At 65.4% G+C, this 19981-nt stretch carries 26 protein-coding genes; 18 read left to right on the forward strand and 8 right to left on the reverse strand.

The window, feature by feature from the left end; all coding sequences use genetic code 11:
* Positions 1-34: 34 nt before the first annotated feature.
* From TX80_RS05170 to TX80_RS05180, 3 genes are all read left to right on the forward strand, one after another.
* Positions 35-493, forward strand: a complete 459-nt coding sequence (locus TX80_RS05170; RefSeq protein WP_049921910.1) for a TRAM domain-containing protein — start codon at positions 35-37, stop codon at positions 491-493.
* Between the two features lie 295 nt (positions 494-788).
* A complete protein-coding gene (locus tag TX80_RS05175; RefSeq protein ID WP_049921912.1) occupies positions 789-1247 on the forward strand; it encodes a Tfx family DNA-binding protein in 459 nt (152 codons plus the stop codon).
* A 78-nt stretch (positions 1248-1325) separates the two neighbouring features.
* Entirely contained in the window at positions 1326-2111 is a 786-nt protein-coding gene (locus TX80_RS05180; RefSeq protein ID WP_049922217.1) for an SDR family oxidoreductase, read from the forward strand.
* 4 nt (positions 2112-2115) lie between these two features.
* Here the strand turns inward: TX80_RS05180 and ubaA are convergent, their stop codons facing one another.
* Positions 2116-2955 carry an SAMP-activating enzyme E1 gene (ubaA, locus tag TX80_RS05185; protein WP_049921913.1) on the reverse strand — a complete coding sequence of 280 codons (840 nt, stop codon included), beginning with the start codon at positions 2953-2955 and terminating at the stop codon, positions 2116-2118.
* Positions 2956-3080: 125 nt separating this feature from the next.
* Here ubaA and TX80_RS05190 point away from each other — a divergent pair, with 125 nt between their 5' ends.
* The 4 genes from TX80_RS05190 to TX80_RS05200 all read left to right on the forward strand — a co-directional run bounded on the left by TX80_RS05190 (position 3081) and on the right by TX80_RS05200 (position 6669).
* The gene (locus TX80_RS05190; protein WP_049921914.1) at positions 3081-3266 is read left to right on the forward strand and encodes an HVO_0416 family zinc finger protein; all 186 of its coding nucleotides are present in this window, start codon (positions 3081-3083) and stop codon (positions 3264-3266) included.
* Between the two features lie 107 nt (positions 3267-3373).
* Entirely contained in the window at positions 3374-3532 is a 159-nt protein-coding gene (locus tag TX80_RS19320; RefSeq protein ID WP_195893034.1) for a DUF7563 family protein, read from the forward strand.
* A 77-nt stretch (positions 3533-3609) separates the two neighbouring features.
* A complete protein-coding gene (locus TX80_RS05195) occupies positions 3610-5523 on the forward strand; it encodes a UvrD-helicase domain-containing protein (RefSeq protein WP_049921915.1) in 1914 nt (637 codons plus the stop codon).
* Positions 5524-5526: 3 nt separating this feature from the next.
* Positions 5527-6669: a M24 family metallopeptidase gene (locus tag TX80_RS05200; protein ID WP_049921917.1), complete on the forward strand. Its 1143-nt coding sequence runs from the start codon at positions 5527-5529 to the stop codon at positions 6667-6669.
* A 17-nt stretch (positions 6670-6686) separates the two neighbouring features.
* On the opposite strand, the gene TX80_RS05205 is transcribed toward TX80_RS05200, so the two are convergent.
* Positions 6687-6944 (reverse strand): DUF7533 family protein, encoded by a 258-nt coding sequence (locus TX80_RS05205; RefSeq protein WP_049921918.1) that lies wholly within the window; start codon positions 6942-6944, stop codon positions 6687-6689.
* Between the two features lie 113 nt (positions 6945-7057).
* On the opposite strand from TX80_RS05205, the gene TX80_RS05210 reads away from it, so the two are divergent.
* Entirely contained in the window at positions 7058-7663 is a 606-nt protein-coding gene (locus TX80_RS05210; protein WP_049921919.1) for a riboflavin synthase, read from the forward strand.
* Positions 7664-7678: 15 nt separating this feature from the next.
* Here the strand turns inward: TX80_RS05210 and TX80_RS05215 are convergent, their stop codons facing one another.
* Positions 7679-9277, reverse strand: a complete 1599-nt coding sequence (locus tag TX80_RS05215; protein WP_049921920.1) for a PRC-barrel domain-containing protein — start codon at positions 9275-9277, stop codon at positions 7679-7681.
* Positions 9278-9377: 100 nt separating this feature from the next.
* Positions 9378-10385 carry a PrsW family intramembrane metalloprotease gene (locus TX80_RS05220; protein WP_049921921.1) on the reverse strand — a complete coding sequence of 336 codons (1008 nt, stop codon included), beginning with the start codon at positions 10383-10385 and terminating at the stop codon, positions 9378-9380.
* A gap of 125 nt (positions 10386-10510) precedes the next feature.
* Here TX80_RS05220 and TX80_RS05225 point away from each other — a divergent pair, with 125 nt between their 5' ends.
* The 3 genes from TX80_RS05225 (at position 10511) to TX80_RS05235 (ending at position 12633) form a co-directional block, all read left to right on the forward strand.
* Positions 10511-10693, forward strand: a complete 183-nt coding sequence (locus tag TX80_RS05225; RefSeq protein WP_049921923.1) for a hypothetical protein — start codon at positions 10511-10513, stop codon at positions 10691-10693.
* Positions 10694-10760: 67 nt separating this feature from the next.
* Positions 10761-11138, forward strand: a complete 378-nt coding sequence (locus TX80_RS05230) for a DUF7532 family protein (protein ID WP_049921924.1) — start codon at positions 10761-10763, stop codon at positions 11136-11138.
* A gap of 64 nt (positions 11139-11202) precedes the next feature.
* Positions 11203-12633: a DUF402 domain-containing protein gene (locus tag TX80_RS05235; RefSeq protein ID WP_049921926.1), complete on the forward strand. Its 1431-nt coding sequence runs from the start codon at positions 11203-11205 to the stop codon at positions 12631-12633.
* 62 nt (positions 12634-12695) lie between these two features.
* Here the strand turns inward: TX80_RS05235 and TX80_RS05240 are convergent, their stop codons facing one another.
* The gene (locus TX80_RS05240) at positions 12696-12932 is read right to left on the reverse strand and encodes a hypothetical protein (RefSeq protein WP_049921927.1); all 237 of its coding nucleotides are present in this window, start codon (positions 12930-12932) and stop codon (positions 12696-12698) included.
* 469 nt (positions 12933-13401) lie between these two features.
* Here TX80_RS05240 and TX80_RS05245 point away from each other — a divergent pair, with 469 nt between their 5' ends.
* Both TX80_RS05245 and TX80_RS05250 read left to right on the forward strand, forming a co-directional pair.
* A complete protein-coding gene (locus TX80_RS05245) occupies positions 13402-13677 on the forward strand; it encodes a hypothetical protein (protein ID WP_195893036.1) in 276 nt (91 codons plus the stop codon).
* Positions 13674-14111, forward strand: a complete 438-nt coding sequence (locus TX80_RS05250; protein WP_049921931.1) for a type II toxin-antitoxin system VapC family toxin — start codon at positions 13674-13676, stop codon at positions 14109-14111. Before TX80_RS05245 ends, TX80_RS05250 begins: the two co-directional genes overlap by 4 nt.
* Positions 14112-14471: 360 nt before the next feature.
* Here TX80_RS05250 and TX80_RS05255 read toward each other — a convergent pair whose 3' ends face one another.
* Entirely contained in the window at positions 14472-15527 is a 1056-nt protein-coding gene (locus TX80_RS05255; RefSeq protein WP_049921932.1) for an aldo/keto reductase, read from the reverse strand.
* A gap of 141 nt (positions 15528-15668) precedes the next feature.
* On the opposite strand from TX80_RS05255, the gene TX80_RS05260 reads away from it, so the two are divergent.
* From TX80_RS05260 to TX80_RS05275, 4 genes are all read left to right on the forward strand, one after another.
* Positions 15669-15899 (forward strand): hypothetical protein, encoded by a 231-nt coding sequence (locus TX80_RS05260; RefSeq protein WP_049921934.1) that lies wholly within the window; start codon positions 15669-15671, stop codon positions 15897-15899.
* Positions 15900-16001: 102 nt separating this feature from the next.
* Entirely contained in the window at positions 16002-16901 is a 900-nt protein-coding gene (locus TX80_RS05265; RefSeq protein WP_049921935.1) for an acyltransferase, read from the forward strand.
* A 113-nt stretch (positions 16902-17014) separates the two neighbouring features.
* On the forward strand, positions 17015-17338 hold the full coding sequence (locus TX80_RS05270; RefSeq protein WP_049921936.1) for a DUF7577 domain-containing protein: 324 nt from the start codon (positions 17015-17017) through the stop codon (positions 17336-17338).
* A 146-nt stretch (positions 17339-17484) separates the two neighbouring features.
* Entirely contained in the window at positions 17485-17799 is a 315-nt protein-coding gene (locus TX80_RS05275; protein ID WP_049921937.1) for a HalOD1 output domain-containing protein, read from the forward strand.
* A gap of 2 nt (positions 17800-17801) precedes the next feature.
* Here the strand turns inward: TX80_RS05275 and TX80_RS05280 are convergent, their stop codons facing one another.
* Positions 17802-18572, reverse strand: a complete 771-nt coding sequence (locus tag TX80_RS05280) for a hypothetical protein (RefSeq protein ID WP_049921939.1) — start codon at positions 18570-18572, stop codon at positions 17802-17804.
* Between the two features lie 276 nt (positions 18573-18848).
* On the opposite strand from TX80_RS05280, the gene TX80_RS05290 reads away from it, so the two are divergent.
* A complete protein-coding gene (locus TX80_RS05290) occupies positions 18849-19094 on the forward strand; it encodes a hypothetical protein (RefSeq protein WP_049921941.1) in 246 nt (81 codons plus the stop codon).
* A gap of 34 nt (positions 19095-19128) precedes the next feature.
* On the opposite strand, the gene TX80_RS05295 is transcribed toward TX80_RS05290, so the two are convergent.
* On the reverse strand, positions 19129-19926 hold the full coding sequence (locus tag TX80_RS05295; RefSeq protein ID WP_049921945.1) for a helix-turn-helix transcriptional regulator: 798 nt from the start codon (positions 19924-19926) through the stop codon (positions 19129-19131).
* Positions 19927-19981: the final 55 nt, after the last annotated feature.

Here is a 19981-nt window from a genome sequence, read left to right on the forward strand (position 1 = left end):
AAACGGTTTAACGACGCCACTGGTAGTACGGATCATGGCAGACTGTCCACTCGCCGACGATTGTCCGAGCTTTTCGGAACGAATCTCGGGAATGGGGTGTCAACACTACGGCGACCGCGGCGGAAAGGAGTGGTGCAACCACTACAACCAGCCCATCGAAGATCTGAAAACCCAGCCCGTCAAGGCGGGGGAAGAGGTCGCCATCGACATCGTCGACATGCACGAAAGCGGTGCCGGCGTCGGTCGAACCGAGGACGGGTTCATCGTCCTGGTCGACGGGGTCTTGCCGGAGGCCCGCGCTCGCGTCGAGATCACGCAGGTTCACAGCAACCACGCGCGTGCGGAAGAACTCGAGCGGCTGCCGATGGATCCCGAGACGGACGAGGACGACGACACCGACGAGTCGGAAGCCGAGGCCGACGACGACCACGACGACGACGGAACGCCACCCCGGGAGCGACTCGGGAGCCGGGAGAACTTCTGGGGCTCCTGAGCGGACCCTCGAGTGGACAGTCTCGAGCAGGGCCGGCACCCAGTGACCCAACGTACTTTGGCGTCACGCGTATTGCTCCACCTGCCTTCCATCGAGGTACAGCAGGGCACACGCCACATCATCAACTGCGCCATACATTCTCGCCCTGCCGTCGTTTCCGACCGACAGATCCGTGTTCGCAAGCGACGGTGGGCCGACCGAACCGCCCGCGGGGGCGACCGGGGAAGCTTTGATCCCGCCGCCGTCTAGGTGTCAGTATGAACACGCGACACCGAGCCCGGCGGAGGCGGTCGGCATGATCGACGAGGTCGAAGCGCTGCTCGAGGACATCGGTTTCGACCCGAACGAGAGCGTGTTGACCCACCGTCAAGCACAGGTGCTCGCGCTGCGTGAACGCGACATCTCGCAGGCCGACATTGCCGAGGAACTCGGGACCTCGCGGGCGAACGTCTCCTCGGTCGAGGCTAGCGCCCGCGAGAACCTCGAGAAAGCCCGCGAGACGGTCGCGTTCGCGGAGGCGCTGCGCGCTCCGGTCCGGGTGCGCGTCCCCGAGGGAACCGACCTCTACGACGTTCCGAACCTCGTCTACGACGCGTGTGACGAGAAAGGAGTCAAAGTCGATTACACCGCGCCGGACCTGATGAAAGTCGTCAGCGACGCCGCCGGGGCGGCCGTCTCGGGCCGCGAGATTGCGACGCCGCTGATCGTCGGGGTGACCTCGGACGGGATGGTTCGCGTTCGCCACCAGGAGTGATCGGCAAGCGACCGCCGGCACGAGTGACGGGAAGCGATCGATCCGAGAAATTTGGTTCTCGCCGTCGTCGGTTCCCACATGGACCTCGATCTCGCCGACAACACCGCGCTGGTTACCGCTTCCTCGAGCGGGCTCGGGTTCGCGAGTGCGCGGGCGCTCGCCGACGAGGGGTGTAACGTCGCGATCTGTGGCCGCGCTCGAGAACGACTCGAGTCGGCTCGCGAAGACCTCGCCGACGTGGCGACCGGCGAGGTGATCGCCGTTCGGGCGGACATCACGGACCCCGACGACGTCTCGGATCTCGTGAGTCGGACGGTCGACGAATGCGGCGGCCTCGACCACGTCGTCACCGCCGCGGGTAACCCACCGAGCACGACCTTCCTCGAAACCGACGAACGGGACTGGTACCGGGCCTACGATCAGCTGGTGATGAGCGTCGTCTGGACGATCGAGGAAGCCCACGCAGGTCTGCTCGAGTCCGACTACGGGACGATCACCTGTCTCGCCTCCCGGACGGTTCGGGAGGTCGCGGACGACAACCTGCTGTCGAACTCGGTGTGTCGGAGCGTGATCGGACTCGTGAAAACGGTTTCGCGGGAGTTCGCTCCCGAGATCAGGGCCAACGCAGTGCTTCCGGGGACGATCGAGACGCCCCGAATCGAAGACCTCGTCGAAGCCGGGATCGAACGCGGAGCCTACGACGAGTACGAGGACGGCCTCGCCGACCTCGCGAGCGACGTTCCGATGGAGCGGGTCGGTGAACCGAGCGAACTCGGCGACGTCGTCGCCTTCCTCTCGAGTCCGCGCTCGAGTTTCGTCAACGGCGCTGCGGTGCCGGTCGACGGCGGGTCGTTGCGGAGCTAGGGCATCAATCCGCCGTCAGCGAACAGGTCCCCTCGTAGGCGACGTCATCGACGGACTCGATTTCGGGTTCGTCGCCACAGACCGGACAGGCCGGGTTCGACCGCATCTCGACCGTCTCGAAGCCCATGTCCATCGCGTCGTACAGCAGGAGCCGGCCCTCGAGCAACTCGCCGGTTCCGAGGAGGTACTTGACGACCTCCGTGGCCTGGATACAGCCGACGGTGCCGGGAAGGACGCCGAGGACGCCGGTGGTCGCACAGTCGGGGACGGTTCCCGGTTCGGGGGCCTCGGGGAAGAGACACCGGTAGCACGGGGGATCCTCGTCGTCGCCGCCTCGGTCGTTCGTAAACGTCGTGACCTGTCCTTCGAACCGGTAGATCGCACCGTGGGAAAGCGGCGTCCCGGAGAGGACGCAGTGGTCGTTGAGCAGGTATCGCGTCGCGAAGTTGTCGCTTGCATCGAGGACGACGTCGTAGCCGTCGACCAGATCGGCGACGGTGTCGGACGTGAGACGCGTTTCGTACGTCTCGACGTCGATATCGGGGTTCAGCCGCTCGACGTAGTCGGCCGCGCTCTCGACTTTGGGTCGACCCACGTCGTCGTCGCCGTGGACGATCTGTCGCTGGAGGTTCGACCGTTCGACGACGTCGTCGTCGACGATTCCGAGCCGTCCGATTCCGGCGGCAGCGAGGTACTGGATCGCCGGCGACCCCAGGCCGCCAGCGCCCACGACGAGGACACGCCCCTCGAGCAGCCGACTCTGGCCCTCGGGTCCGATCTCGTCCATGATCACGTGTCTCGAGTAGCGATCGAGCTGGGTCGCATCGAGGCGCAGGTCGCTCATGCGTTGTCGTTCGGACGAGAGCGAGAAAAGTCCGCGGATGGGTATCGCGACGCTGGAACCGGCGCTTCGAGGCAGGACCTTCGGTAACCCAACGATTTAATAGTGTGGTCTGCATTGACACACCTATGGCAACCTCACCCAATGGTGCCGGTGACGATGTTTTCGATCAGTTCCTCACTGACCGCGGTCACACGGTCGAACGAGTAGGGTGGGAGCAGGAGTACAACAAGAAACAGTGCCCCGAGTGTGGCGGCCTCCACGAGGAGTCCGCCGCCTCCTGTACCGTCTGTGGGTGGGAGCCGACGCGGTAATCGACGGCCGGACGAACGCCCGAGCGCAGTCGCTTTCGGACTATTTTCCGAAACGGTTAGACGACACAATTATAACGTATAACTCCGCAACACATACGGTAAGAACAATGCCGGAATGCCAGAACTGCGGTGCGTTCGTCACGGACGCGTACGCTCGCGTGTTTACCCCCCGTGGCGTCGACGATCCGCGCGTCTGTCCGGAGTGCGAGGACAAGATCCGCGACGGAGCCAACGTTCGAACCGCCCGTTCCCCGCGCAATCCCTAGGCCGTCCCCGCCGGCGACTTGTGTTAGTCGACGAAAACCCACGTCACTTATGGGTATTGCGACCCTGAACAGCTACAATGGCTACTACGGAGACGAAGGTGACCCGGTTGTTCGGTGGTCCGGGAAGCGGGAAGACGACGGCACTTCTCGACCACGTCGAAGAGATCCTCGAGGAGGACGGCGTTACGTTCCGGGACATCCTCGTCGTCTCGTACACACGAGCTGCCGCCCAGGAGGTTCGCGAACGACTCGCCGATCGACTCGACGAGAGTCCCCGTGCGCTACAGGGTAACGTCTGTACGATGCACGCGAAGGCGTACGAGCTGCTCGATCTCTCCCGCAGCGACGTCATCGGCGAATCCGACAAAGAGGAGTTCTGCGAGGAGTACGGCCTCGAGTTCGAGGACGAGTACAGCGGTGCCGGCCGACGGACCGCCCGATCGACCACGATCGGCAACAAGGTCATCGCGACGAGCCAGTGGCTCCAGCGGACCCGCCGCGACGTCTCGGACTGGTACGACGTCCCCTTCCAGTGGGACGAAGAGGAGGTTCGACTCCCGCCCGAAATCGACCCCAACGCACAGGAAGGGAACAAGTACACCCCGACCTGGCCCAGCGACGACGACCGGATCGACGTCCCCGAAGCGATCCGCGCGTGGCGGTCGTTCAAGGGCGAGCAGGGGAAGATCGGCTTTGCGGACATGCTCGAGCGCGTGAAACAGCGTTCACTGCTCCCGAGCGTCGACTACCTGGTGATCGACGAGTTTCAGGACATCACAACCCTCCAGTACGACGTCTACGACGAGTGGAAACCCCACATGGAGCAGGTGCTGATCGCGGGTGACGACGACCAGGTCGTCTACTCCTGGCAGGGTGCCGATCCCGCGCTCTTGCTCGAGGAGGACGTCGACGAGGACATTATTCTCCCCAACTCCTATCGCCTCCCGTCGAACGTCCTCAACGCGGTCAATCAGGAGATCCGCCACATCGATAAACGGCAGGACAAGGACCTCAAACCGCGAAAGGAAGGCGGGGCCGTCGAGGCCCGGACGAACGCGTCGATGCTCGACGTCGTTCGGATGGTCCGACGGACGCTCGTCGAGGGCGACGGCACCATCATGGTCCTGTTCCGGGCCCGATACCAGATGTTCCAGTTCATCGACGAGTTCATCACGGAAGGGGTGCCGTTTACGTCGCTGACCGACCAGCGGATGTGGACCGACCGGCTCACCCAGTACGTCCGCGCCGTCGAGGCCATCGACGAGGGCGAGGACGTCACCGGTCTGCAGGCCCGTCGGCTCGCGGACATGCTTCAGGAGTCGGCGTTCGGCACCAACGAGCGCGACGATCTGTTCGATACGATCGACGAACGGCAGGAGGAAGCCGGGATCGACGACCTCGAGCAACTCATGATCCCCGCCGAGGTCATCGAGGATCACGTGCCGTTCATGCCCGGGCCGGCCTCCGCGTCGGATATGGTCCGGAAGGTCACGAACTTCCAGAAGAAAAGCGTGCGAGCGTACTTCAGCATCGGCGAGTATCACGGAATGGACACCGATCGGGTCCGCGTCGGTACCATCCACTCCGCGAAGGGCCGCGAGGCCGATCACGTCCTCGTCGGTACCGATCTCACCGAGAAGGTCGTCGAACAGATGGTCGCCACCGTCGAGGACCGGGTACCGTCGGAGGCGGCGGACGACGCAGACACCGGCGTCGAAGACATCCCCGGTTGCGAGGAGTTTACCAAAACGACGTCGCCGGTTCCGGTCCTGACGGACAACGAACGCCGCGTCTTCTACGTGGGCATGTCGCGGGCCCGGGAACGGCTCGTGCTCCTCGAGAACCTCGTCGACGGCGCGCCGACGCTGCCGATCGACGTCCTGCTCAACAACCAGTTGACCGACGCGTCCCTCGAGGAGCTGGTCGAGGAGGCCCAACAACCTGCCGAGTCCGACGCCACGGGGACCGAAGTCGAAGCCGAGACGCCATAACACGTGACCGACGGAGTCTCCGACGGAACCCCGGACGGCACTGCCGGTCGCTCCGATCTCGAGTCGGCGCTCACCGCGGTACTGAAGTCCCGTAGCGCAGCGGCGTTCGTCCACGCGGGAACCGACGCGGATCCAGCCGTAACGTACTGTCGAGCGATCGCTGACGCCGGAGCCGCAGTTCGGACCGGATCCGGCCACGATATCGCTGCGATCGCGTACGACGGCGACGAGTGGCTCGGTCGGTCGGCGGCGTCCGTTGCCGACTCCGCGAGCCATCCCGCCGCCGAGCTCGCGACCGCTCTTTCCGATCGCGGCTGCGACGGGACGGTGCTGGCACCCCCACGGATTCCACACGACGCCGCGCTCTATCTCGAGAACGCCGGCTTCGACCTCGCCTCGACCGACGTCGTCGCTCGAGCCCGAGCGGCGAAAACGGGACGCGAACGCGACCGGATCGCAAACGCACAGACGGCCGCGAGCGCCGGACTCAGGCGGGCAGCTGCCCTGCTCGCCGACGCGACGGTGCGGGACGAAGACGACCGACTCGTGACCGGGGACGAATCCGGGCCAGTAACGACCGACCGGCTACGGACCGCGATCGACGAGGCGATCGTCTCGGCGGGTGCGTTTCCGGCCGGCAACACGGCGATCAATCCGGACTCCGGGGTCGACGTCCTTCGGTCGGGTGAGCCGATCGTCGTCGCAGTTGCCCCGCGCGGTCCGGCCGGGTATCACGGCGGCCTCGTTCGGACGCTCGTCGTCGACAGCGACGGCGGCAGGGAGCGACGGACACACGTCGCCGTCACGCAGGCGTTTCGCTCCAGTCGAGCCATGCTATCGGCCGATACCGCGTCCGTCACGGCAGTCGAAGCGGATCTCGAGGCGGAGATCCGCGCCTTCGGCGAGCAAGGCGGGATCGAGACGCGAGTCACGGGCGTCGGACTCGAATCCCGGGAACGTCCCATGGCCGGCAGCGAGGAGATCGGTCCCGGAAGCGTCGTTCGACTCGATGCAGGGGTTCGCGTCGCCGACGAGCCCGCGACGCAGTGGCTCCGGCTCGCGGACCTCTTCGTCAAGACGACGGACGGGATCGAGCGGTTCGACGCCCCGTCGCGGTCGCTCCAGCCGACGGCGCTGCTCGAGTAACGCCGTCGGCTATCGCGTCAGTTCTCGTCGCCGTCCGCTTCGGTCTCTTCGTTCGCGGTCACCGCGCTCCCGAGCCGTTTGACGGCGAGTTCGGGAAGGTCCGACGGCGTGGTGAGTCGGTGCTGAATCACCACGAGCCCGATCGCGAGCGCGAGCAAGAGCCCGCCGTAGAGGGGCTTTCCACGGACCACTGCCAGTTCGAGCCCGGCGAGCGCGGCGGGGAGTGCAAGAACGAGCGTCCCTGCGAGTTTGATCGTGTCGATGATACCGGCCATCGGGTCCGGGTAGCACGGGTGGTCTCAAATAAGGTCTGTATCCCGACCCATCACGGAACTGGAACGCATGACGGGTTCGGAACGCATTTATTCGCCGGCTCTCACCTCCGAGTATGTTCACGGGAATCGTCGAGGAGTCCGGCGAAATACTCGGCCGGGAGCGTACTGCGGACGGCCTTCGGCTCCGGATCGGCGCGAACGACGTCGCGACGGGGCTCGAACACGGACAGAGCATCAGCGTCAGCGGGACGTGTCTTACCGTCGAGCGGTACGAGGGCGGCGAGTGGTTCGAGGTCTTTCTGGCGACGGAAACCGTCGAGCGGACGTATCTGGGCGCTCTCGAGGAAGGCGACGCGGTCAATCTAGAGCGGGCGATGCCGGCCGACGGTCGGTTCGACGGTCACGTCGTGCAGGGCCACGTCGACGCCGTCGCGACCATCACCGCCATCGAGTCGGTCGAGGAGGACTGGTTTTTCGAGTTCGAACTCCCGGACGGCTACGACCGCTACGTCGTCGAAAAGGGGTCGATCACCCTCGACGGCATCAGCCTCACCGTCGCCGACCTCGACGACGAGCGCGGCCGCGTGACCGCCGCAATCATTCCGACGACGTACGAACTGACGACGCTCTCGACGAAGAGCGTCGGCGATCCGATCCACCTCGAAGTCGACGTCCTCGCGAAGTACGTCGAACGGCTGCTCGAGTCACGGTTCGAGTAACGGGTGGTCCGCTCGTCAGTGATCCGTTCCGTCCTCCGATTCCGACTCCGCGTCGAGCGACCGCTCGAGCAGTTCCGCCTGTCGTTCGAAGTACTCCGCGAGGTCCCGAACGAACGCCTCGTCGTCAACTCGCGAGTGGATCGCCTCGTCGTCCAGTTGCGTACGGATCGTCTCGGCGTCGGCTGCCGCACCCTCGAACGCGTCCGATCCGGATTCGCGTTCGGTTCCGAACGTCAGTCCCGCCATCGCGGCGACGGCGCTGAAATACTGCTCGGTCGCCGCCGCCGTAAGTTCGAGTCCGCCACGCTGGAGCGCCAGTGGCCACTCGAGCGCGGCTCGCGCGGCGTTGCGCTGGGAAGCAAGCCCCAATCGCATCGCGTCCCGGCTGCCGGCCAGCGCCACGCGTTGTGCGGCGACCGCGGCTGCGGCAGGTGAAGCCCCGTCCGGCCGATCGGACGATCGGTCCCCCCGGTGAGCACGGTCCGTACCGGGTTCAGGTTTCCCTTTCCCTTCGATAGCCGACTCCGATTTCCGGTCGGACTCGGTCGAGACGGCGTCGACGCCGGGATCGAGCTGCGCCGCCGGCTCCCGGTCCTCGAGGTCGATGTCGCGGTCGCGCTCACTGCGGGTGTCCGCCGCGTCCGGTTCGGCCGTCCCGCCGACCGAATCGATGTCGATGCCGGTCGCGAGTTCGTCGGACAGGTCCATCGATTCGGTCTCCCGTTCGTCGCTGGACACGTCCGGTCTGGGTTCGTCGACCGCCGATTCGATGTCGACGCCGCGGTTCAACTCGGCCGCCGGGGTTTCGGTCGTCTCCGTCGACGCGTCTCGGGCTTCGGTTCCGCCGGCGTCCTCGAGCGACTCGACGTCGGGACCGAGATCCAGTTCGTCCGAGAGATCCCGCGTTTCGGCGTCGGATGCCGTTGTATTCGTCTCCGCAGGGTCGGTCTCCTCGTGGGTCGCCTGTGTCTCCTCGCGGGGTTCCCCGGTCGTCCACGGCTCCGTCCCCGGGTCCCGTTCCGCGGCGTTCGCGGGCTCTCGTTCCCGGTCGGTCACCGGTTCTGGGTCCGTCGATGAATCCGCGGACGGGGCCGCCGATGGATCTGTATCGACGGCGCGGTTCGGTTCGTCGGTCGCGATCCCCCGATCACGTTCGTCGACGTGACCGCCGGGCGGATCTCCCCCCGGAACCCGTTCGTCGCGCTCGTCCGGCGGATCGATCTCGCGATCGGCTTCGGAACCCGCCGCGGCCGCATCGCTCAGCGTTTCCGGGGCTTCTTCCTCGAGGTTCTCGGGGGGTTCGTCCTCGCGTTGGGCCGGCGACTCCCCCTCGAAACCGATCGGCGGACCGTCCGCCGGTTCCGCCGCCGAGTCCGCCCTGCCTTCGAGGCGGACCGCGTCGTTCGTGATCTCGTCGATGGCGTTCTCGTGGATCGAAACGGTCTCGTCGTCGGATTGCCGCCAGCCGAGCGCCGCCTTGATCGAGCGGACCACGCCCGAACGAGGCTCGATGCGGGCGGTCTCCCCCTGAATCTCGGTGATGGTCCCGATGACGTCGCCGTTTTCGTTCTCGACTCGTTTGTCGAGGTCGTCGTCCGTGAACGTCGCACACATGTCTCTCACTGTGGCAGTTCCACCCAAGCCGATGCTGCCTGCAGCCGCGCGGGGGTGTGACGTGGGCCGCCCTCGACGGCCGTCGGCGACGCCGGGGTCGTCACCGTCGCGGCGGATCGAATTCGACGAGTTCGGGGGACGGCATCTCGCCGGTACCGTCCCTGACGTCACGGAACGTCCGGCGATAGCGAGCGAGCTTCCGGTAGAGGTAGTACGCGACGGTGAGGTCGTACAGGATCACGTAGCCGACGAACGCCAGTCCGAAGCTGACGGGATAGACGGAGACGATGAGCTCGGGAACGATCCCGACGGTCACGTTGTACGTGCCGTGGATGATCGCCGCGACCAGCAGCCCCTTGACGACCAGCGGACCGGCGTACTGCCGGTTGAACTTCGCGAGCCCGAGGTAGTAGCCGGCCGTCGCGGAGTAGATGACGTGTCCCGGGCCGACGAGCGCCCGGACCGTCGTAATCCCGGTTGCAGCGGTGAACACGCCCGTCTCCGTCTGGGCAACCGTACCGGCGATGTAGATGGCGTTCTCGATCGCGGCGAACCCGAGCCCGGCGACCGCGCCGTAGACCGCGCCGTCGATGACCGCGTTGAACGAATCGCTCCGATAGGCGAAGACCCGGACCGCGAGCAGCTTCACCGCCTCCTCGACGGGACCGACGATCAGATAGAAAAAGAGGACCGCACCCACGAACGGAATCGCCCGAAAGTACGGCTGTGCGAACGAGTTGACGACGGCGGCGAACGTCGCAAAGAGAACCGAAAGCAGGAACGTCGCGACAAGCAGTCCGAGCGGTTCGTTCGTCGTGATATCCGAGTACCAGATAAAGCCAGCGAGCAGCGCCGCCGGAACGACCGAGAGACCGAAGAAGACGCCGAGAAACGGCTCCTCGAGCGCGAGCCGGACCGGCTGCACCAGCAGGGCGAGCGTGATCGCCACTGCGACGAAAAGCACGATGGCGCGTAACCCGTAGCTGATCCCGCTGTAGATCGTGTACGCGAGGAGATCGAGGATCGATCGGGGTTCCCACGTCGAGACGTCATAGAGGTCGGTCGATTCGTCGCTCGCTCGTTCGACCGGGTCGCGCTGTCGCTTCATGGCCGTTCCTACGGCGGCCCGACCGGTAAGCGTTGATGAGCGTTCCCGCTCCACCTAGTATGGTATACAGTATCATGACTCGTATAAGGAATGCGCTTATCCGGGTCCGCTCGTCATATCGGTTCATGTACAGTGGCAGTCGCGGCATTCTGTATACCGCACCCCCGGAATCGGTCGAGGAAGACGAGCGACGAACCGAAACGCCGGTCACCGACGAGGAAGACGGCGAAACGACCCTCTCCACGGCGAGCGAGCCAGCGACATCCACAGCCCCCGAGACACACGATCGACTCGCCGCGGACGACTGAGGAACGCGAGCGCGACCGCCGAATCGGACTCGGAATCCACAAAGGGTTCCCGGTCCAACCGGGGCGTATGCATTTTGACCAGCGAACCCAGCAGGCGCTCCGGGACGTCGGCCTCGAGACCGACGATCTCCGGGCCGCTTCGGAGGCGGTCGTCGACGCCGTCGAGGCGGACGCGACGGCGCTCGAGGAGTTTTTCGACGATCACGACGCCGTCTACTCCGATATGGAGATGGCACACTCGAGTGCCGACTACCCGGAACATGCCGTCGACTACCTCGACATCACGACACACGCCGACGAAATGCGAGGATGGCTCCGGTTCGAGACGTGGGGCGTCTACGTCGAAGACGGTCGCGTCCTTCCGGACGGCTCCGTCGAACTGACGCTCGGCCCGACGATCAACGCCCGGGTGCGGTTCGCACCCGATCGCGAGACGCTGCGGTGATCGCCATGTCGACCGACGGATCCAGCCGCGACCGACCGCGGCGACGAATCCGGGTGACGATCCGATGACGACCGTCCGCGTCCGGGGCATCTACACGACCGCGATAACCGGGCTGCTCGACGACAACGGACTCGACGTCGTTCAGGCCTCGGAGCCGATCCGGGAGCGGTTCGACCGGCCGTTCGCGTTCGCCCCGGCTGACGTGACGATCGAGACCACCCGGGACCGACAGGGGGTCGAACTCTCTGGCGCGCCCGACGCGGTCGCGTCCGTCGTCTCGGAACTCGAGACCCTCGCGATCGATACCTTCCACTGGGAGAGCGAATGCCCCCGCGGCGCGGTCTTCGACGCCGAAGTACTCGAGGCCGGCGGCGGCGGTGGCGCGGTCGTCGACCTCGGCGACGGCCGCCGGGGCTACCTGCAGTACGACGACGTCGACGGCTACGTCGATACGGGGAACCGGTACCGCGTCCAGATCCACGAGCCGACGCCGCCGTGGGACGACGACCGGCCGCGCGTGGTTCCCACGCTCGAAGTTCAGGGCGGACTCTGTACGCTCTCGCGTGACCGAACGGGCGTTTCGGCGGCGCTGCGCGGCGAGCGCGCCGACGAACTCGTCGGCATGACCGATCTGCTCTCGGTGTCGATCCCCGACGGCTGGGGGCTGCGCTGGCAGCAGGCGGCGGCCGACGCCGATCTCGAAACGATGGAGGCGGCGCTCGAGCGGGCCGTCGATCGAGCGACGGCGATCGAGGACGCGCTGGCCGACGAAGCCGACGAGCCCGGCGACCCGACGCGGCTGGCTGCGCCGCGGCGGACGGGCTGGCTGTGGTTCGGCCGGGAATCGCGGTTCGCGCTCGACGAGGCGCGCCGCCGGGTCGAGACGACGATGCCGGGCCACCACCGGACGAAGGCCGCGGATCGGGCCGCGAGCGCGGCGGTCGACTTCGCCGAAGCGGTCTGTGGGTCGAGCGAGACCGAACTGGACGGGACGTTTCCCTTCGACGCCGTGACCCGCCAGTTCGGGCCGACCGAGGGCGACCGCCTCGAGATCGGCCACGGGAAACCCGACGGCAGGCGCATCTCGCTCGGCTACGGCGACGTGATCGACTGGGACGCCGACGGGACCGTCACCCTCGAGCGCACGATGAGCGGCGGCGGAACCTACGACGCGCTCGGGACGCCGAAAGAAACGGGCGACGTCGCCGTGACGAAGTTCCGCGAGGGCCGGTGGTGGTATCCGACGACGTACAAAGGCGACGACGGCTCGAGCAAGGGGACGTACGTCAACGTCTGTACGCCCGTGGAACTGTTCCCCGACGAGATCCGTTACGTCGACCTCTACGTCGACGTGATCCGGCGACCCGACGGGGCGGTCGAGGTCGTCGACGAGGACGAGCTCGAGGCCGCCGTCGCCGACGGCCTCGTCAGCGAGCCGTTGGCCGAGAAAGCCCGAAGCGTCGCCGGAGCGGTCGAGCGGGCGCTCTCGAAGTGAGTTCGCTCGAGCGGCCGGCCCGCCGACACTCGTGGTCCTTACCGGAGGTCGGTGACGGCGACCTAGCGATCGGCCGCGTCGCCGAGTACGATCCGAAGCTGTCCCGTCGACAACAGCCGTCGTACCTGTCCGTCCGTGAACGTTCCGTCGCAGTCCTCGCCGTCGAACGTGATGCCGTGATCGGTCCGGTCGACGACGGTCGCGAGGGAACTGCCGGTTCCGTAGTGATAACGGACGGTCGTCCCCGGGACGAGGGCGTCCACGGTAACGCGGAGGTACTCCCGTCGATGCAGGGTCATACCCCGGAACGTTCGGTGGTCGGTATAGCTTTTGTGGGCACGTCTCGAGCGATCGAACCCGTAACCGACACCGGAGCGCGAAAAGGAAGCCGGTCTCGAGACGGTAGGCTAGTCGCTCCGTTTCGATTTCGACGACATCGATACGGATGGGGAAAGTCACCGCCAAAGCGACCGGGTTTCCGGCAGAAGGCCGGTGACGATGTCGAGACAATCGGAGAGTTTTCGACCACTGGAAATCTTCGATTCCAAGAACTCGGCTACGGATGGGGCCTCGTTGACCGGGCCACAAGACAGCTACGCAGATGCTGCAACCCAGCAGGTGACGCGTGGAACGTATGCGTCTTGAAACCAACAGGCCGCTTCGCTCGGCCTGAAATCCCGTGGTGGGATTCCTCCGCGTTCACGCGGAGGAGGAGGTCACTGACAAACTGGTAGAAACAGTTATTGAGTAGAGGACACTACTAGCAGTATGGCGACATCAGTAAAGATGGACGAGGAAACGAAGTCTCGTCTCGAGCGGTTACAAGCCGAAATTCGGCTAAAAACGGGAAAACAAGTTACCCAACAGGAGATTCTAGAGCGACTGGTCAACGACGCCGCCGAATCGAAAGCCGACGTCATCGATTCATTCCGCGAGTCGCGGGTTCCCGTCGACAATGACGCTCACGAGACCTTCCATGAGGGAACCGTTGCGTCCGGTCAGGAAACCACAGAAGACGACATCGACGGCATCATCTACGGATGAGCATCTTCATCGATACGGGTGTGTTCTACGCCCACCACGACACAGATGCCGCGAGACACGAGACGGCACGAGCCTTCTTCGACCGCGTCCTTGACGGTGAATTTGGTCAACCGTACACGAACGACTATATTCTCGACGAGGCGGTAACCCTCACACGGAGACGAACGAACGACGCTACCGCAGCGACCACAATTGCCGACCGGATTCTCGGAAACGATCCCTACCCGGACGTGATCACGTTCGACCACGTCACCCCCGATATTTTCGAAGCCGCGTTCGAGTGTTTCACCACGTACGACGACCACGCACTCAGTTTCACGGACGCCACGACGATCGCACATAGTCAATTTCGAGATATCGATTCGATTGCGAGCTTCGACGACGATTTCGACGGCATCCTCGACCGAACTGATCCGAGTATGATCACGACTTAAAAAGAGGTGTGGAAATGGACCACACCGTGCTTCATGACACATGAGTATCTACGGGAGCGGCCGTTCTGTCCTCCTGAATAGCTGTGAGGAATGCCCGTCCAAATTACGTGAAATTCTCCCGGAGGAGCACGCAAAAGAGCCGTCTGGATCGCTACGGCGGGGCCGAACACCGAGTGCGAGACTCCGCCGAATAGCGCCCGGAACGGTTCCTTCGGATACCCAGCCTGAATCCGCTCTCGAGAGAAACCAGCTTCGACGGAACCGAGCGTCTGACGGCCGTCTCGAGTTCGAGTGCGGGCAGACGAACGCCGAACGGGGGTCGCCGTCCGCCGGCTCGTCCGTCCGTGAAACCGCGAGCGATCAGTCGGCCGCGAGCTTGTCGAGCCCGGCGGCCTCGATGTCCTCGCCGTCGACCGACGTCCGGAGCGAGTCCATTCCGTCGTCGCGATCGATGCCGAAGTCGTCCGCGTACAGCTCCGCGACGCGGGCCATCTCCTCGTCGGTGAGCTTGGGAACGTCGCTGGCGGCCGTCCACTCGTCGATGTCGGCGTTCGTGCGGAAGGTCGGCGTCACGGTCGCGACCGGCTCGTGGCTCAGCAGCCACGCGATGGCGGCCTGTCCCATCGTCCGCTCGCCGTCCCGCTCGAGGAAGCGGAGTTGCTCGAGTTTCTCCCAGCCGGTTTCGTACCACTCGTCGGGACGGAAGCCGCGGTGGTCGCCCTCGCCGAGTTCGGTGTCGGGCGTGACCTGCTCGTTGAGGACACCCGAGGAGTGGGGCACGCGGGGGATGAGGCTGGTCGACGAGCCCGTGCGCTCGATCGTCTCGAGGAAGTGGTTGCCGACCTCCTGTTCGAGCACGTTCCAGACGAGTTGCACGGAGTCGAACTCTTCTTCGATGGCGAGGTCGCCCTCGGCGAGCCAGCCGATCGACGGGCCGAGCGCGAGGCCGACGGCGTCGATCGTTCCCGCAGCCTCGAGTTCGTCGAGCAACTCGAGCACGTCGGGGGTGATCTCGTCGACGTTGGCGTTGTGCAACTGGAGCACGTCGACCGAGTCGACCCCGAGCCGCTCGAGGCTCTTCTCGACGGCGTCCCGGAGGTACTCGGGGGACAGCTCCTTCGGCAGTTCGCCGTGGCCGGCCTGTGGGTTGTTGTAGAAGTCGTAGCCGACCTTGGTCGCGATGGTGACCTCGTCACGGACCTCGGAGAGGGCCTCGCCGAGCAGTTCCTCGCTGCGACCGTGACCGTAGACGTCGCCCGTATCGAAGTAGGTGATCCCCTGATCGACGGCGTACTGGACCATCTCGATCGCGTCGTCCTCCGACCGGTCGCCCCACCAGTCGGTCCCGACGACCCACGCGCCGAATCCGACCTCGCTGACCTCGACCCCGGAGTCACCGAGTTCGTTGTATTGCATACCGAACCCTTCGTAGTGAGGGGACTTATGGCGTACGGAACGCCGGCGTAGCCGGCCGAACCGGTTCGGCTCGATGGCGTTTTCGATCGGTGCGGCGGACTCGAGCCGAACGTTCTTGTACGGTCGCTGAATAGTTCGGGTATGGCCGATGCCCGCCGCGTAGACTCGACCCACGGGCTGCTGGCAGTCGTGCTCCTCGTCGCAGTGCTGACGCCGCTTGCCGCCACAAAGCTGACCGTAACCCCACACCGGGTGACCGTCGGGACGATCGTCGTGGGTTCCCTGTTGCTGCTCGGGTCGCTCGCCCTGCCCGCGTTGATCATCTCCGAGTGGGACGACACCGGCTCGGAAACCGATCGAAACCGAACCTGAGCCGATCGACGAACGGGTAGTGGCACGCGTGTCACCTGCGAAACCCGGCAGCACGGACGCACAACCGAACCCCTATCAACTCGGCGGGCACTATCTCGGGGTATGACAAAGCGGCACGTCTCGCTCCCCGAGGGGGCGGAGGCGGGAATGCGCGAGTTCATCGACGAGGTCGACCGACGACTGGCGAGCGACGAGGACACCTGTTCGGTCGTCGAGGACGTCCTGATCGACCTCTCGGGCGACCGCAAGGCCTACGAGCGCTGGCAGGACGGCGAACCGGTCTCGCCGGCCGAGCGCGTCCGCCTGCAGAGCTACGACCCCTGTAATACGACGCTCGAGAGCGAGTACTACGCCGAGAAAAACGAAACGAAGTTCCGGCGGTCGAAGCACCTCCAGTGGCTCTGGCGGCAGTTCGACAGCCTCCCGATCGCGGACAACGTCGAGTTCGCGCTGCGGTTCCGGCGGATGCTCGCGGATCACCTCTTCGAGGAGTGTGGCGACGACTGTCGCTTTTTCAAAGGGATCACGTTCACCTACGGCCACAACATCACCGTCGGCGATAACACGGTGATCCACGACGGCGTCCACCTCGACGACCGCGGGAAACTCACCATCGGCGATCGCGTCTCGATCTCCGACGGCGTCCACGTCTACAGCCACGACCACGACGTCGTCGACCAGACCGAGGTCCGCAACTACCACACGATCGTCGAGGACGACGTCCGACTCACCTACGATTCGATGGTCCGTGCGGGCAACAGGGTGGGCGAAAACGCCATCGTCGGGGCACGCGGCGTCGTCCAGCACGACATCCCCGCCCACCACATCGCCGTCGGGATGCCCGCAAAGAGCGTCAAGATCAAACCCGGCTGGGAGGACGTCGCCACTCCGATCGAGGAGGCCGGCGTCAACCGGCAGGCAAAACGTCGGATCGAGTACGACCTTCCGGCGGATCTCGAGGTATTCGACGAGTTCCAGCGCGACCTGCAGCCGCCCCGTTGACAGCTATCCCCCCGGAAGAGCGAGTGTATCCGTCGAATATTCCATTCGTCGTGACTCTCCCCGGGCCGTGACTCGGGGAATAGCCAAGTGTCTTGAGAACCTATAGCACAGTGATGGAGCTCTGGGGATGGCTCATCGGGTACGTGGTGCTATTCGTCCTGTTGCACCTGTTACTGTACTACGCCTACGTCCGCCGCGGGGACGGCGACAACACGAGAACGCCGTCGTTCGCCGATCCCAACCGCGCGCGATCGCACTCCTCGCCCGGCCCCGATCGCTATCCGCGCGCCCCCGATGAGTTCGACGACGCCGACGGACCGGAGACCGAACGTGACCTCGAAGGCGAGACGATCCGCTGTCCCCACTGTGGCGCGAACAATGCGGCGGATCAGGTGTTTACGTACTGCTGGCACTGTATCTCGACGCTCCGTCGGTAACACGTCGAGCGACGCGCTCTTTCAGCGACGCTGTCGACCGTCTCCGGTTCCGTTCGAACGTTCGTTCGCTCCGACCGTTTCGCCCGGTAACCAACGATTACGTTTTTGTCGATCAACTGCCGATGGGTAGGAGAAGACGAACAGTTATGCACGGACACGCACCCCCCGAACCGCAGTCTCGCCCTCCATCCCTGTACCGCGCCTATCACGATCCCGACGGTCCCGCGACGCTCAGTACGACGGTCATCCACGCGCTGGCCGACTGTATGGGCGTCGACGTCACTGACGGCCGGATCTCGCTGTACGACGCCGTCGATCCCGACGCCCTCGACGACCTCTTTCGGCCGCGCCACGACGGCTCACCGCGAACCGGCGGGACGCTAACGTTCGTCGTCGACGATCACCGCGTCACGGTCACCAGCGACGGAGAAATCCTGATCGAACCGCCTGCCCGGCGGTAACCTCACGTTTCACTGCCGGTCTCGGCCGTCGCGAGTTCCGCGGCCAGCGTCTCGAGGTGATCGACCCCGACGACGGCGACGGTGTCGCCGCGGGTCCGAAGCGTTTCGAGGCGCTCGACCATACAACGTTCGCGCGTCTCGTCCCGAACGGCGAGCGCGCTCGTACTTTCGGTCGCCACGCTCCCGAGCAACGCCTGCACCCCGGCGACGTGGGACCGTTCGTGTTCGGCCTGTCGTGCCGGCGAGTCGTCGTGGGAGCAGTCGTACTCGATCGGATCGTCGCGGGTGACGGTCATCGACGTCGCGTGTGTCAGCGTCGCCGCAACCCGACAGGCAAGCGCCTCCCGCGTCGCGCCGCCGAGACTCGAGATGACGCGACGCGCGGTCGCGCTCGAGACCCGATCGGCGACGAGGCGCGTGACCAGTCGTCGCAGGAACGACCAGTTCGGAGCATCGATACCCACGATATCGGCGTCGGGGGCGGTACGGATGGCGGCGCTCATCTCGCCGCCAAACCGTGGCGGCCGGTCGCCGTTCCCCTTGTCGCGGGCGTACGCCCGGTACAGCGGGAGGGCCGCCGGCGGTAACTCGAGTGCGAGCACGTCCGGCTCGACCGTCTCGAGGACCCGCTGGACGCGGCCGACGCTTGCGGGATGGTCGTGGACGACACCGAGGAGGAGCAGGTCGCCGGCCGGCCCGCCCAGGCGGTGGCAAAACCGGTCGGTGACTCGCGGATCGGCGAACGATTCGAAGAAGGACGGGGACTCGTCCATTGATCGAATGGTAATACGCGACTAGCGGGATAACCCTTCCGTTGTGTCGAACCGCCGGCGATCTAGACAGTCATTACCGCCGGAACGAGTTCGATATCGAAGCCGGTTCGAAGTCGCCGGGAGCGGTTCGACGATCGTAATGCGCCGGTGTCCGCCGACAACTGTTTCGCCGCTTTATAATGGCTGCGGCCGTGGTTCCGGTGGTTCGGTAGCGGCTCGGCCAGCGTCGATTCGAGGGGCGTGAGCAACACGGCAGCGATCGACCGAATTGCGCACATGACACGAGACGCGATCACGAAAGCCGACGAGGGGAAACGCGTACTGAACACCGACGGGACCGAGGTCGGGCGCATCGTCGCGGTCGAAGACGGGCACGGCTACGTCGATCCGGATCCGGGGCTGACGGGAACGATCAAGGCCAAGCTCGGCTGGGGGGACGTGACGGCGGCGGCACATCCGCTCGACGAGGGGAGTATCGACGAGATCACCGACGACGCCGTCTATCTCCGCGGGACGCTCTGATCGAGGCCGGTCGGGGCGTGTCGGGCGACCGTTCTCACTCCGACGGATCGGGCGGCGACAGCGCCGTCGCGTCCGCGCGAAACCGCTGGTAGACCTCCTCGGCCCACTCGAGAGCCGCCTGCGAGTCGTTTTTGATGACCCCCTCGATCTCCGCCCGATCGTTCAGAACGAAGACGAACACGTGCGCTCCGGTTTCCGTCTCGACGATCGCCAGTTCGTAGGGGACCGAGTCGACGACGTACATGTCGAACTCCCCTTCGGTGATGAACTCGCGGACCTGTTCGGGATACTCCTCGCGGAGAAACGCCGCGAGTGCTTCGGTAAACACCGCCTCGACGTCGAGGGTTCCCTCGACCGTCCGTTCGTACAGCCGCAACCGAATGCGGGGCAGACGCTCCGCGGCGAAAAACCCGCGGATCCGATCGGCCGCGTCGATGCCGTCGACGAGCCGCTCGAGCGGCTTGAACGGAGCGTGCGGTTTCGGCTCGGTCGTCCGGGCCCCCTCGAGCAACGCGGTCGACATCGGCGCGTCCCGCGGAAGGTCCGCGAGGAGGTCGCTCACCTCGTCGATCGAGTCGAGCGCGCCGGCGCTGCGACGATACTCCGACAGCGCCACCCGACCCGCGGCCGTCAAACGGTACCCGTCGTCGCGTCGCTGGACGAACGCGAGCCACTCGAGTTCGCGGATCGCCCGATCGACCGTCGACCGCGAGCAGTCGAGTCGCTCGACGAGATCGCGCTTGTGCCGTGGGCCGTCCTCGAGGGCTTCGAGGAGGGGCTGACGACGGGAGACGGTCCGGATAACGTCGAGGTTCGGGCTCGGCGAGCGCACACCTGCTGATCACAAGTATTTACGTCCGAATAAATGTTGGCCGGAAGATTCACGG

Source organism: Halopiger djelfimassiliensis (assembly GCF_000455365.1).
Taxonomy (GTDB): domain Archaea; phylum Halobacteriota; class Halobacteria; order Halobacteriales; family Natrialbaceae; genus Halopiger_B; species Halopiger_B djelfimassiliensis.